This window comes from Microbacterium sp. P26, assembly GCF_023712585.1.
Classification (GTDB): domain Bacteria; phylum Actinomycetota; class Actinomycetes; order Actinomycetales; family Microbacteriaceae; genus Microbacterium; species Microbacterium algihabitans_A.
In genome coordinates, this window is sequence record NZ_JAMAXZ010000005.1 from 212,834 (window position 1) to 225,361 (window position 12,528).

The 12,528-nt window shown below is 70.7% G+C and carries 11 protein-coding genes; 4 read left to right on the forward strand and 7 right to left on the reverse strand.

All coding sequences use genetic code 11. The annotated features are described in order from the left end of the window. Nucleotides 1-2 precede the first annotated feature (2 nt). A complete protein-coding gene (locus tag M3667_RS11685; protein ID WP_251508161.1) occupies nucleotides 3-986 on the reverse strand; it encodes a thioredoxin domain-containing protein in 984 nt (327 codons plus the stop codon). Between the two features lie 212 nt (nucleotides 987-1,198). Between M3667_RS11685 and M3667_RS11690 the strand changes: the two genes are divergently transcribed. After that, on the forward strand, nucleotides 1,199-2,302 hold the full coding sequence (locus tag M3667_RS11690) for an ABC transporter ATP-binding protein (RefSeq protein ID WP_251508163.1): 1,104 nt from the start codon (nucleotides 1,199-1,201) through the stop codon (nucleotides 2,300-2,302). 78 nt (nucleotides 2,303-2,380) lie between these two features. Next, complete coding sequence (locus M3667_RS11695; protein WP_251508165.1) at nucleotides 2,381-3,703, forward strand: DUF4032 domain-containing protein; 1,323 nt, start codon at nucleotides 2,381-2,383, stop codon at nucleotides 3,701-3,703. Nucleotides 3,704-3,782: 79 nt separating this feature from the next. On the opposite strand, the gene M3667_RS11700 is transcribed toward M3667_RS11695, so the two are convergent. The 3 genes from M3667_RS11700 to M3667_RS11710 form a co-directional block, all read right to left on the reverse strand. Then, nucleotides 3,783-4,424 carry an NAD(P)-dependent oxidoreductase gene (locus M3667_RS11700; protein WP_251508166.1) on the reverse strand — a complete coding sequence of 214 codons (642 nt, stop codon included), beginning with the start codon at nucleotides 4,422-4,424 and terminating at the stop codon, nucleotides 3,783-3,785. 129 nt (nucleotides 4,425-4,553) lie between these two features. Beyond that, complete coding sequence (locus M3667_RS11705; RefSeq protein WP_251508168.1) at nucleotides 4,554-5,951, reverse strand: 2-oxo acid dehydrogenase subunit E2; 1,398 nt, start codon at nucleotides 5,949-5,951, stop codon at nucleotides 4,554-4,556. After that, entirely contained in the window at nucleotides 5,951-8,140 is a 2,190-nt protein-coding gene (locus tag M3667_RS11710; RefSeq protein WP_251508170.1) for a thiamine pyrophosphate-dependent enzyme, read from the reverse strand. The genes M3667_RS11705 and M3667_RS11710 overlap by 1 nt, the downstream gene beginning before the upstream one ends. Nucleotides 8,141-8,290: 150 nt before the next feature. Here M3667_RS11710 and M3667_RS11715 point away from each other — a divergent pair, with 150 nt between their 5' ends. Together M3667_RS11715 and M3667_RS11720 are read left to right on the forward strand one after the other, a co-directional pair. Continuing rightward, nucleotides 8,291-8,815 carry a VOC family protein gene (locus M3667_RS11715; RefSeq protein ID WP_251508172.1) on the forward strand — a complete coding sequence of 175 codons (525 nt, stop codon included), beginning with the start codon at nucleotides 8,291-8,293 and terminating at the stop codon, nucleotides 8,813-8,815. Further along, a complete protein-coding gene (locus M3667_RS11720) occupies nucleotides 8,812-9,495 on the forward strand; it encodes a GntR family transcriptional regulator (protein WP_251508173.1) in 684 nt (227 codons plus the stop codon). Before M3667_RS11715 ends, M3667_RS11720 begins: the two co-directional genes overlap by 4 nt. Here M3667_RS11720 and M3667_RS11725 read toward each other — a convergent pair. Genes M3667_RS11725 through M3667_RS11735 form a run of 3 tightly spaced genes read right to left on the reverse strand, consistent with a single transcriptional unit; the run spans nucleotide 9,488 to nucleotide 12,479 of the window. Continuing rightward, nucleotides 9,488-10,192, reverse strand: a complete 705-nt coding sequence (locus M3667_RS11725) for an SDR family NAD(P)-dependent oxidoreductase (RefSeq protein ID WP_251508175.1) — start codon at nucleotides 10,190-10,192, stop codon at nucleotides 9,488-9,490. The two genes, M3667_RS11720 and M3667_RS11725, sit on opposite strands and share 8 nt — an antisense overlap. Continuing rightward, complete coding sequence (locus tag M3667_RS11730; protein WP_251508178.1) at nucleotides 10,189-11,097, reverse strand: NAD(P)-dependent oxidoreductase; 909 nt, start codon at nucleotides 11,095-11,097, stop codon at nucleotides 10,189-10,191. The genes M3667_RS11725 and M3667_RS11730 overlap by 4 nt, the downstream gene beginning before the upstream one ends. Beyond that, entirely contained in the window at nucleotides 11,097-12,479 is a 1,383-nt protein-coding gene (locus tag M3667_RS11735) for a Xaa-Pro peptidase family protein (RefSeq protein ID WP_144833868.1), read from the reverse strand. The genes M3667_RS11730 and M3667_RS11735 overlap by 1 nt, the downstream gene beginning before the upstream one ends. Between the last annotated feature and the right edge of the window lie 49 nt (nucleotides 12,480-12,528).

The window sequence follows — 12,528 nt, forward strand, 5'->3', positions numbered from 1 at the left end:
GGTCAGCCCACCGGGGTCGCGGACGGCGTCGCCGAGGGAGTCGCAGACGGTGTCGGCGTCGCCGTCGAGTAGTACGCGTTGCTGTCGACCGTGAGCACGAACTGCGCGAACTCCTTCGGGTCGTCCATGTTTCCGACGTACTCGGTGCCGTTCACGAGCACGGTGGGCGTGGCGGTGAGCGCCTGGCCGTCGGTTCCGGGCAGGCCCTTGATGGCGCGGTCGGTGGCCGACTTCGCCCACGCGGTGTAGGTCTCGTCTTCGATGCACTCGCGCACCGTCGCGATGTCGCTCACACCGGCGCCCTGCGCCATGTCGGCCAGCTGCTGGTCGCTGTAGCCGTCGGAGTCGACCGCGGGCTGGTTGGTGAGCAGCTCGTGGTTGAAGGCGAAGAAGCGGTCCGACGAGTGCGTGGCCACGCAGGCGGCGGCGCCGGCGGCGCGCAGGCTGTACTTGGTGCCGTTCGACTTCGAGGTGAGCATCGCCACCGGGTAGTACGTCAGCGTCGCGGCCTTATCAGTCACCCACTTCGACAGCTGCCCGGCGTTGGCCGTCTGGAACTCGCGCGCCTCGGTCGACATGTAATCGACGTACACGCGGATGTCGACGGGGGCGGCGGTGCCGGTGGGCTCGGGGGTCGCCGCCGCGGAAGGCTCGGCGGTGGGCGCGGCTTGCGCCGACATGCTCGCGGCGCTGCCGTCGACGGTCTGGTCGGCCAGGGGGTCTTCGACCGCCGAGGCGCTCGTGACGACGAAGCCGTCTTCGTTCGCCGCATCGGGAAGGGCCTGCGACCGCGCCTCGCGCGAGTTGAGGGCCAACGAGACTCCGACCGCGCCGACGGCGATGACCGCGACGGCGCCGATGCCGATCAGCGAGCGACGGGCGATGCGCCACCGCGTCTGCTTTGCCTTGACCTGCTGCGCCTTCTCGCGCACCGCCTCGCGACGATCGCGTTCGGCGGGCACGTTCGGGGACTGGTCGTGGGACATGAAACCTTCCGGGCGCGGACGACGCCGCACGAAATCAGGGGGGCCGCGCGGGTGGGGCGACCGCCCATCGATGGTAGCCAGGCTGGCTGAGAAATGACCAGACACGTGCGATACTGACCCTGCGTCCAACGTCGGGCGCACGGGGTCGCCCCCGTTCATTCCATTCACTACGGATCGTCCGGCACGTACCTGCCGGTGAAGGAGAAGAAAACATGGCGTCCGTCACCTTCGACAACGCAACCCGTCTGTACCCGGGCGGAACCCGCCCCGCGGTCGACAAGCTCAACCTCGACGTCGCAGACGGCGAGTTCCTCGTTCTCGTCGGCCCCTCCGGCTGCGGTAAGTCCACCTCGCTGCGCATGCTCGCCGGCCTCGAAGAGGTCAACTCCGGCCGCATCCTCATCGGCGACCGCGACGTCACCGACGTCCCGCCCAAGGACCGCGACATCGCGATGGTCTTCCAGAACTACGCGCTGTACCCGCACATGACCGTGGCCGAGAACATGGGCTTCGCGCTCAAGATCGCCGGCGTCGGCAAGGAAGAGCGCGCCGCCCGCGTGCTCGAGGCCGCCAAGCTGCTCGACCTCGAGCAGTACCTGACCCGCAAGCCCAAGGCCCTCTCGGGTGGTCAGCGTCAGCGCGTCGCCATGGGCCGCGCCATCGTGCGTCAGCCCCAGGTCTTCCTCATGGACGAGCCGCTGTCGAACCTCGACGCCAAGCTCCGCGTGCAGACCCGCACACAGATCGCGTCGCTGCAGCGTCGCCTCGGCGTCACCACGGTCTACGTCACCCACGACCAGACCGAGGCGCTCACCATGGGCGACCGCATCGCCGTGCTCAAGGACGGCCTCCTCCAGCAGGTCGGCACCCCGCGCGACCTGTACGAGACCCCCAAGAACGTCTTCGTGGCCGGCTTCATCGGCTCGCCCGCGATGAACCTGTTCACGGCCGACCTGGCCGAGGGTGGCGTGCAGTTCGGCAATCTGGTCGTTCCCATCGAGGCCGACACCATGGGCAAGGCCAACGGCTCCGAGGTCACCATCGGTGTGCGCCCCGAAGACATTCAGGTCGCCCCGGCCGACGGCCGCGGCCTCACGGTCGTCGTCGACCTCGTCGAGGAGCTGGGCGCCGACGGCTACCTCTACGGTCACACCGACATCAACGGCAAGCGCACCGACCTGGTCGCGCGCGTCGACGGTCGCCGTCACCCCAACGCGGGCGAGACGGTCGTGCTGGCCCCGGTCCCCGGACACATCCACGTCTTCGACCTCGAGTCGGGCGAGCGCCTGACCAACCGGGCCATCGCCTCGGCCTGACCCACGCACCGACGCGGCGCGTCCCCGACCCGGATCTTCTCGGGCGGGGGCGCGCCGCCTCATTTCCCGGAGGCATCCGTGTCCGAATCGCTCAGCATCACCGCCAGCACCGTCGACCCGGGGCTTCTGCAACTCCCCTGGTCGACCGGTCTCGCCGACTGGCCCAGCAGCAACATCGTGGCCCTGCCGAAGGGCATCTCCCGTCACCTCGTGCGCTTCGCCAACCTTTCGGGTCGGGTCGTCGCGATCAAGGAGACGACCGAGGAGATGGCCCGTCGCGAGTACGACATGCTCGGCAACCTCGACCGCCTCGACGCCCCGTGCGTCGACCGCGTCGCCGTCATCGCCGGGCGCACCGACGCCTCGGGTCGCCCGCTTCCCGCGGCTCTCGTGACGGCGCACCTGCGCTTCTCGCTCCCCTACCGCGCCCTGTTCACCCAGGTGCTGCGCCCCCATACCGCCACGCGTCTCGTCGACGCCCTCGCGGTGCTGCTCGTGCGTCTGCACAACGTCGGCTTCTACTGGGGCGACGTCTCGCTGTCGAACACGCTCTTCCGCCGTGACGCGGGCGAGTTCGCGGCGTACCTCGTCGACGCCGAGACGGGCGAGCTGCACGGCAACAGGTTGACCCCCGGCCAGCGCGCCCACGACCTCGACATCGCGCGCATCAACATCGCGGGCGAGATCATGGACCTCGAAGCCGGCGGACGCCTCGAGGGCGGCGTCGACGCGGTCGCGGTCGCCGACGGTCTGGTGTCGTCGTACCACTCGCTGTGGGGCGCGCTCACCGACAAGGAGTCCTTCGGCGTCGACGAGTCATGGCGCATCACCGAGCGCGTGCACCGCCTGAACGCCCTCGGCTTTGACATCGGCGAGATGTCGATCCGCACCGCGAGCGACGGCACCCGGGTGTCGATCCAGCCGAAGGTGGTGGATGCCGGTCACCACCAGCGTCGCCTGCTGCGGCTCACCGGACTCGACGTCGAGGAGAACCAGGCTCGTCGCCTGCTGAACGACCTCGACGAGTTCCGCGCCCGCGTCTCGCGTCTCGGCGCCGACGAGGAGATGGTCGCGCACGAGTGGCTCACCCGCGTGTTCGAGCCGATCGTCATGGCGATCCCCTGGGACCTGCGCGCCAAGCTGGAGCCCGCCGAGGTGTTCCACCAGGTGCTCGAGCACCGCTGGTACATGTCGCAGGCGCGGGGCCGGTCGGTGCCGCTGGCCGAGGTCGTCAGCTCGTATATCGACGACGTGCTGCGTCACCGCCGCGACGAGGCCACCGTGATGGGGCCTCCCACCGACACGCTGTCGATCCCGACGGTGTCGGACGCCGACGCCCCATCGACGGGCGAGGTGCCGACCACCGACACCGACCTGGTCGATTGGCGCGACCTGGTCTGACGGACCGAACACGGCAGAACGACCGAGGCCGCGGCATCCGGAAGCTGATCCGGATGCCGCGGCCTCGATGTTCCGCGGGTCAATACCCGACGGTGAAACGCTCGCGCGAGTGCTTCGGGTTCTCGATCTCGTCGATGACGGCGACCGCGAAGTCCGCACCGCCGATGAAGGAGTTGCCCTCGTCGTCGGTGACGAGCACGGCGCCGCCGTCGCGGTACGAGCCGGTGCGCTCGCCCGGGGCCCAGGCGCCGAAGCCGCCCGCGGGGTGCACGTAGAACCAGTCGCGTCCGGTGTCGTCGGCCTCGAGGTCTTCGAGGATGCCGATGGCCTCGCGCGCTTCGGGCTTGTACTCCTCGGCGAAACCGTCGGTGTCGATCAGGCGCGGCCCGCCCTCGGCGACGAGCGATCCGCCCGCCCCTCCCACGACCCCGATGCGCACGTTCTCCGGCAGGGCCGCGACGAGCTCGGCGATCGCGGGACGCAGCTTGCCCTCCATGTCGCCGCGGGGGGCGACGGCCGAGACGACCACGTCGACGCCCTCGAGCTCCGCCACCAGGCCGGGGACGTCGAGCACGGTCCCCTCGATGTAGGTGGCACCCTCGACGCGCTCGGCGGGCACCGTGCGCGCGACCGAGACGACCGTGTGACCACGGCGCACGGCCTCGGTCACGATGTTGCTGCCGGCGTAGCCGGTGCCTCCGATGACGGCGATGCGGGGCATGGGCGTTCCTTTCGTGAGTCGAAGGGACGAGACCTCGTCCTCGACCCAGCGTGCCGTGATCTCACCGCGCGGGCAACGCGACCCGGGGTGTTCGGCGCGCTTTCAGAGGAGAATCCTCGGCGCGGACCCTCAGAGCAGGATCTGCAGCGGGTTCTCGATGCGGGCGACGAAGGCCGCGAGCCAGCGGGCGGCGAGCTCCCCGTCGAGCACGCGGTGGTCCGCCGACAGGGTGACCGACATGACCGTCGCCACCGCCAGCTCGCCGTCGTCGTCGACGACGGGTCGCTTCGTCGCCGCCCCCACGGCCAGGATCCCCGCGTGCGGCGGGTTGATGATCGCCGAGAACGAGGTGGTGCCGTACATCCCGAGGTTCGACACCGAGAACGACCCGCCCTCGATCTCACGCTGCTTGAGCGTGCCGGCGCGCGCCCGCTCGGCGAGATCGCGCACAGTGGCGGCGAGTTCCGACACCGAGAGGCGATCAGCGCCGCGGACCACCGGCGTCGACAGGCCGCTCGGCACCGATACCGCGACCGCGATGTCGGCCGAGGTGAAGCGGCGCGTGGCGTCGTCGGTCCAGATCGCGTTCGCCTCGGGCACGTCGCGGAGGGCTCCCGCGACGGCCTTCACCACGAGATCGTTCACCGAGATGCGCGAGCTGCGTCCGTCGTTGATGCGGGCGCGGAGGGCGAGCAGCTCGTCGACGCGGCAATCGGCCAGCAGGTAGAAGTGCGGGACCGTGGCCTTGGACTCCGCGAGACGCCGGGCGATCGCGCGGCGCATGCCGGTGTGGGGCACGTCCCCGAAGGCGGCACCGACGGGGTCAGCGCTCCTTTCGGGGTTTCCGGCCGGCGCGGTGGCGGGAACGGCTGCGGTCCGAACCGCGTCGTCGGCCTCCGCGGCGGCGGGAGGGACGTACGCGTCGAGGTCGCGGCGCACGATGCGTCCGCGCGGGCCGGAGCCGGGCACGTCGTGCAAGTCGATGCCCCGTTCGCCGGCGAGACGCCGCACGAGGGGCGAGGCGAAGAGCCGCTGCTCCTCCCCCGCGGGGGCGGCGACCGGAGCCGCGTCGGGGGTGCGAGAGGTCGGGGGCGTCGCGGGAGCGGCGGGGGCGGATGCCGCTTCCTCGGGCGCGGCGGCGATGACCTCTTCGGCACCGCGGGCGGGCACGGCGGGCACGCGAGGGGCCGCGTCGGCGGCATCCGTCGCCCCGTCCTTGTCGTCGGCGGAAACGGCATCCGTCGCGGAGGGTCCGCCGACAGCGGCGAGCGCGGCATCGACGCTCTCGCCCTCCTCGGCGAGCACGGCGATCGGCACGCCGACGGCCGCGGCCTCCCCCGCCGCGAGCAGGATGCCGGCGAGCACGCCGGAGCGCTCGGCCTCGTAGTCGACGACGGCCTTCTCGGTCTCGATCTCGACGAGCGCCTCGCCCGCGCGGACGGGGTTCCCGACCTCGACGAGCCAGCTCTGGATGGCGGCCTCGGCGGCCCCCGTGGCGATCTCGGGCATGCGGACGACGATGGCCATCAGTTCATCCCCCCTGCCGCGCGCACGCGTTCCAGACCCGCGACGACCTCTTCTGTGCGGGCGATGGCCGCCCTCTCGAGCACCCGCGAGATGCTGGGGCTCGCCTCGCCTCCGGTGACGCGTTCGACGGGCTGGTCCAACCAGTCGAAGAAGCGCCGTTGGATCTCGTCCGAGAGCCACCCGCCGTACGACGGACCGCGGGAGCCCTGCTCGACGATGAGGACGGCGTTGGTCTTGCGGATGCTCTCGCCGATCGTGTCCCAGTCCAGCGACGCGCGGTCGAGCCAGCGCAGGTCGATCACCTCGGCATCCACCCCCGTCTGCTCGACCGCCTCGAGGGCGTGTCCCACCATCGACAGGTAGGTCAGCACCGTCACGTCCTCTCCCGCACGACGGACGGCCGCGCTTCCGGGCGGAATGATGTAGTCGAGGTCGATGTCGGGCACGCGATCGGGCGTGCCGTACAGGTCGACGTGCTCGATGACGAGAACCGGATCTTCGAGGGCGAGCGCGGCGTTCATGAGTCCCACGTAGTCCGCGGCGGTCGAGGCCGCGACGATGCGCCACCCGGCCTGGGTGGCGAAGATGCCCGCGGGGTCCATGAGGTGCTGCGAGCCGTAGCCCGACCCCATCGCGACCTTGGTGCGCAGAACGAGGGGCATCGTGTTGTTGTCGCCGAACATGTGGCGCGCTTTGCCGACCTGGTTGAACACCTGGTCGGCTGCCACCCACATGAAGTCGGGGTACATGAACTCCACGACCGGCCGGAAGCGGCCGTCCATCGCGATGCCGCCGGCGGCGCCGAAGAACCCGTTCTCGCTGATCGGCGTCCCGATCACGCGATCGGGACCGTACTTCTCGGCGAGTCCCTTCGTCGCGCCGTTCGTGCCGCCACCGAGGCGGTGCACGTCTTCGCCGAGCACGATGATGCGCGGGTCGGTCTGCATCCGCCGATCCATCGTCTGGGCGACGGCCTCGACGAACTTGGCGTCGCGCCACGGACCCGACCACTCGCTCGGCTCGGTCGCCGTGAGGTCGGCCAGTTCGGAGGCGTCGCCGCGGATGCCCGTGTCGACCACGGCGGGATCGGGCCAGAGTTCGGGGCGGATGCGGCGGCGACCGGGGCGATCGGGGTCGGCCTCGACGATCGCGGCGACCGACTGCGCGACGGCGGTGACCGCCTGCTCGCGGACGGTGGCCGCCTCGGCCTCGTCGATCTGCCCGAGGCGTCGCATCTCGCTCGCGACCCGCTCCAGCGGATCGCGAGCGCGCCACTGCCCCTCCTCGTCTTTCGTCCGGTAGCCGAAGGCGCTCCCCGGGTACGGGCCGTTCTGGTGGAAGAAGCGGTACACCTCGGCCTCGACGACCGCGGGCCCCTCACCGGAGCGCATGCGCTCGAACGCCTCGCCCATGGCCAGGTGCACGGCGAGGGGATCCATTCCGTCGACGCGCCAGGCGGGGATCGAGAAGCCCTGCCCGCGCACCGAGAAGCGGGTGTCGGCGCTGGCCTCTTCGGCGCGCGTCGAGACGGCGTAGAGGTTGTTCTCGATGAAGAAGGCGACCGGGAGCTTCCAGGTCGAGGCGAGGTTCATCGACTCCAGCACCGACCCGATCTGGCTCGAGCCGTCGCCGAAGTAGTTGACCGAGACGTCGGTGGTGCCGGCGTGCTTCTGCGCCCACGCGTGACCGGTGGCGAGCGGCGCACCTCCGCCGACGATGGCATTCGTGCCGAGGGCCCCGGCCTCGAGCCACTGCAGGTGCATCGAGCCGCCGCGGCCGCCCGAGAAGCCCGACGCCAAGCCGAGGATCTCGGACAGCGTGCGGTCCAGCAGGGTCTGCACGTCGGGGGTGACGAGGGCGCTCGGGTCGAGCACTCCGTTCGACACGTGGGTCAGGGTCTTGGCGAGGAACTGGTGGTGTCCGCGGTGCGAGCCGTTCACGGCATCCGTCGACCGCATGCCGACGATCGAGCCGACCGCTCCGCCCTCCTGGCCGATGCTGGAGTGCGCGGGGCCGTGCACGAGGCCGGCGCCGGCGAGGTCGAGGACCGCCTCCTCGAACGCCCGGATGAGGTGGAGCTGACCGAGCATCGTGCCCAGCAGGGCCGGGTCGGCCGCCTTCCAATCGGCGGGCGTCGTCTCGAGCTGCACCCACTCGACACCGGTGGTCAGCCGCTTCCGCTTGGCCATGTCGCTCCTCACGCGTCGTTGCGTCTTTCTATACAGAATGTTCACCGTCACTGTACGATGCGATTGTCTCCAATACAAGGCGCGAGACCGAAGAAGTGCGGCAGTATGGGCGCAAAAGACGTCCGACTGGATCCAATGAAGGAGAACGGCATGGGACTTCCCGGACTGCGCGGCAGCGACCACATCGGCGTCACCGTGCCCGATCTCGACGAGGCCGAGACCTTCCTCGTCGGCGTCCTCGGAGCGGAGCCGGTGTACACCCTTCCGGGCCGCAGCGGCGAAGGCGACTGGATGACACGGCAGCTCGGCGTGCACCCGCGCACGGCCATCCGCGAGATCCGCTTCTACCGACTGGGCATGGGCACCAACCTCGAGGTGTTCGCCTACGACGCCGCCGACGGGCAGGCCCCTCCCCCGCGCAACAGCGACATCGGCGGCCACCACCTCGCCCTGTACGTCGACGACCTCGACGCCGCCATCGCCCACCTTCGCGCGCACGACGTCGAGGTGATGGGCGAGCCGGTCTCCAGCGGGGCCGCATCGGCCGGACAGCGATGGATCTACTTCCGCGCGCCGTGGGGCATGCAGTTCGAGCTCGTCAGCTATCCCCAGGGCAAGGCGTACGAGCGCGACGCGCCCACGCTGCTCTGGCACCCCGCGAGGCCCGCCGAATGAGCGGTGCCCTCCCCCCGATGCGTGATCACGGGCGAGCCGGCACCGGGATCGCCGACGTGCTGCGCGAGGAGATCCTGCGCGGTGTCCACCCGCCCGGCACGCGGATCCGGCAAGAAGACCTCGCCGCCCGGCACACCACGAGCCGCCTCCCCGTGCGGGAGGCCCTGCGCCTGCTCGAGTCCGAAGGACTCGTCACCCTGGTCGCGAATTCCGGCGCGTGGGTCTCGCGCCTGACCCTCGCGGAGTGCGAGGAGCTCTACCTCGTGCGCGAGCGGATCGAACCGGTGCTGCTCGGCCTCAGCGCTCCCCTGCTGACCCCCGCCGACCTCGACGAGCTCGACGGTCTCGCCGATCTCATGGAGGGGGCGGATGCCGAGGAGTTCCTCGTGCACGACCGCGCCTTCCACCTCCTCACGTACGCCCCCGCGCGCACCGTGATGCTCAGCGACACGGTCGTGGGGCTCTGGAACCGCACGCACCACTACCGCCGCGCGTTCGTCGCCGCCGCGCACGCGCGTCACGACGGCGCGGCCCACCACGACCATCGCCTCCTCGTCGCCGCCTTGCGCCGCGGCGACGCCGAGGAGGCGGCGCACGTGCTCGAGCGGCACATCCGACGCACGCGCATCGAGCTCGAACGGCATCCGGAGATCTTCGACGCCGACGCCGCGCTCAGGTGATGCGCCACCCGCGGTCGACGTAGAGGTTGGCCGCCGAGACTCCTTCGTTGTGCAGCAGGAATCGGGTCGCATCGACGACGTCGGCCATCGTCGCCAGCTCGCCTCCGGGAGTCCGTGACGAGTACCCCTCGAGCACGCCCGAGGGCTTGCCGGCCCAGAAGGGGCTGTCGCCGATGATCCCCGGATGCAGGGCGTTCACGCGCAGGGGCGCGAGCTCCAGGGCGAGCGCGGTGGCGAGTCCCTCGACCCCGCCGTTGATCGTCGAGACCGTGACAGACCCGGGGTAGGGCGCGTCCTTCGCGCGACCGCCGAAGAGCACGATGCCCGTCGAGCGCTGCGGCACGAGCCGATCGAGCAGCGCGTGCACCGTCTCGGTGTACCCCACGAGTTTCAGGGTGACGAGGCGCCGAGCGCGGGCGATGTCGTACTCACGCACGGTGTTGGCGTCGCGCTCGATGGCGGCGAGCACCAGGCCGTCGAGAGGACCGACGTCGGCGAGGGCGGGCGCGATGTGCTCGGGCTCGGAGATGTCGACGGCGATGCCCCGCACGTTCGGTCCGATCTCGGCCGCCACCGCCGCCGCGACGCCCGCATCGCGACCCGTCAGGGTCACCTCGTGTCCGTCGGCGGAGAGGGAGGCGGCGATCTCGCGCCCGATGCCCGAGGTCCCGCCCACCACCAGATACCTGCGCGTCACGCTGCGCCTCCTCTTTCGTCGTCGTCGTCGGATGCCGCGAGCAGACCACGGCGGGTCACTTCGGCGGCCGCGCCCCAGTCGAGTTCGGCCAGGTCGGGGTCGTCGATCGCGCGCTCGAACACGGCCGTCAGCGCGGCGAGGGTCGGAAGGTGCGTGCCCGTCTCGGCGGCGATCTCGGCGCTCAACCGCAGATCCTTGTACCCGAGACCGATGGCGAAGCCGGGCGGGTCGTAGGCCTGCGCAGCGATCATTCCGCCGTACCCGCCGTAGACGACTCCTCCGAAGAGCGTCGAGGTGAGGATCTCCACGAACAGGCGCGGGTCGACCCCCCGCGCCTCGACCAGGGCGACCGACTCGCCGATCGCCTGGATCGCGTGGATGATGTCGTAGTTCACCGCGATCTTGACCGCGTTGGCCGTCGGAGCCTCGGCGCCGAGGGGCCAGAGGCGCGCGGCGAAGAGCTCCAGGAACGGCGCGGCGGCCTCGACGGCGGCCGCCTCCCCCGCGACGAGCACGTTGAGCTTGCCCTCCGCGGCCACCGCGGGCCGGCCGAGGACTGGCGCCGCCACGTACCCCGATCCCGCCGCGGCGAAGCGCGACCGCAGCTCCGCCGCCGCCGCCGGGCTGATGGAGGCGAGGTTGACGTGGACGCCTCCGGGAGCGGATGCCACCGTGCCGGCATCCAGCACCCCCAGGGCCGCGGCGTCGTCGGCGAGCATCGAGAACGACACCTCGAACGCCAGGGCGTCCGCGGGCGCCGAGCATGCCACCGCGCCCGCCGCGACGAGGTCGTCGACGGCTCCGCGCGAGCGGTTCCACACGTGCACGTCGTGACCGGCGTCGACGAGCCGGCGCGCGAGCGCCGCGCCCATCGAGCCGAGGCCGAGGAAACCGACGGATGCCATCACTGCTCCCCGCGGCCCCACGTGGTGTTCAAGTGCGACTGCGAGTCGCGCTGGTTGTTGAGGGGACCGCCGACGGCGATGTAACGCGGGCCCGCGATGAGCAGCTCTTCGGCGGGGAACTTGGTGATGACCTCGCACCCGTCGGCCGTCACCACGACCTCCTCCTCGATGCGCGCCGCGCCCCATCCGTCGGCCGAGGGCCAGTACGTCTCGAGGGCGAAGACCATGCCCTCCTTGAGCTCCTCGGGGTGATCGAACGACACCAGGCGCGAGAAGATCGGCTTCTCCCAGATCGACAGCCCCACGCCGTGTCCGTATTGCAACGCGAACGCCGCCTCCTCGTCGGCGAAGCCGAACTCCTGTGCCGTGGGCCACACCGAGACGATGTCGGCCGTCGTCGCACCAGGGCGGACGAGCGCGATCGCACGATCCATGTACTCGCGGGCCCGCGTGTACGCGTCCTTCTGCTTCGTGCTCGCCGACCCCACCGCGAACGTGCGGTAGTAGCAGGTGCGGTAGCCGTTCCAACTGTGCAGGATGTCGAAGAACGCGGGGTCGCCGGGGCGGATGAGCCGGTCGGAGAAGACGTGCGGGTGCGGGGAGCACCTCTCGCCCGAGATGGCGTTGACGCCCTCGACGTACTCCGACCCGAGGTCGTAGAGGGTCTTGGCGACGAGGCCGACAGCCTCGTTCTCGCGGACGCCGGGTCGGAGGAAGCGGTAGAGGTCTTCGTAGGCGGCATCCACCATCGACGCGGCCTGGGTCAGGAGCCGGATCTCATCGCCGGTCTTGATGCGCCGGGCCTCCATGAACACCTGCTGGCCGTCGACGACGCGGATGCCGACCTGCTGGAGGGCGAAGAGGATCGGCAGTTCGATCACGTCGACGCCGAGGGGCTGGTCGGCGACGCCGAACTTCTCCAGCTCGCGCTTGATCTTGCGCGCGACCTCCTCGGCGATGCCGGCATCCGGGGGGAACGCCCCGCGCAGCGTCGAGATGCCCGCGCGGGCCCCCGACTCGAGGCGCGGACGCTTGGTGCCCTCGTGCGGGGCGTGGGGGTCGGCATCCATCTCCGAGGTCGTGACGTCGAGCCATGGGTTGTACAGCGCGTGGTGCTTCGCCGCGGAGCCGAAGTCCCACGAGATCGGATCGGTGTTGCGGGTGAGCAGGCTGAAGCGGATCAGCTTGTCCATCGCCCACGTGCCGATGTGGGTCGCCGTCATGTAACGGATGTTCGAGAAGTCGAAGGCGAGCACCGCCCCGAGCTCGGAGCGGTCGAGCTCGGCCTTGACCCGCGCCAGCCGTTCGTCGCGCAGACGATCGAAGTCGACGCGCGCCTCCCAGTCGACACCGTTGGTGCCCGTGGTTCCGGTGTTCTTCATGTTGGGCCTTCCTAGAGGGCTGAAAGAGGGGATGTCGCGGTAGAAGGCG

What these genes read in the sequence shown, in the direction of transcription:
- M3667_RS11710 (WP_251508170.1), bottom strand. Translation starts at nt 8,140, where the DNA reads ATGGCCAAGCGGAAGCGGCTGACCACCGGTGTCGAGTGGGTGCAGCTC.
- M3667_RS11705 (WP_251508168.1), bottom strand. Translation starts at nt 5,951, where the DNA reads ATGGCCATCGTCGTCCGCATGCCCGAGATCGCCACGGGGGCCGCCGAG.
- M3667_RS11690 (WP_251508163.1), top strand. Translation starts at nt 1,199, where the DNA reads ATGGCGTCCGTCACCTTCGACAACGCAACCCGTCTGTACCCGGGCGGA.
- M3667_RS11700 (WP_251508166.1), bottom strand. Translation starts at nt 4,424, where the DNA reads ATGCCCCGCATCGCCGTCATCGGAGGCACCGGCTACGCCGGCAGCAAC.
- M3667_RS11715 (WP_251508172.1), top strand. Translation starts at nt 8,291, where the DNA reads ATGGGACTTCCCGGACTGCGCGGCAGCGACCACATCGGCGTCACCGTG.
- M3667_RS11730 (WP_251508178.1), bottom strand. Translation starts at nt 11,097, where the DNA reads ATGGCATCCGTCGGTTTCCTCGGCCTCGGCTCGATGGGCGCGGCGCTC.
- M3667_RS11685 (WP_251508161.1), bottom strand. Translation starts at nt 986, where the DNA reads ATGTCCCACGACCAGTCCCCGAACGTGCCCGCCGAACGCGATCGTCGC.
- M3667_RS11720 (WP_251508173.1), top strand. Translation starts at nt 8,812, where the DNA reads ATGAGCGGTGCCCTCCCCCCGATGCGTGATCACGGGCGAGCCGGCACC.
- M3667_RS11735 (WP_144833868.1), bottom strand. Translation starts at nt 12,479, where the DNA reads ATGAAGAACACCGGAACCACGGGCACCAACGGTGTCGACTGGGAGGCG.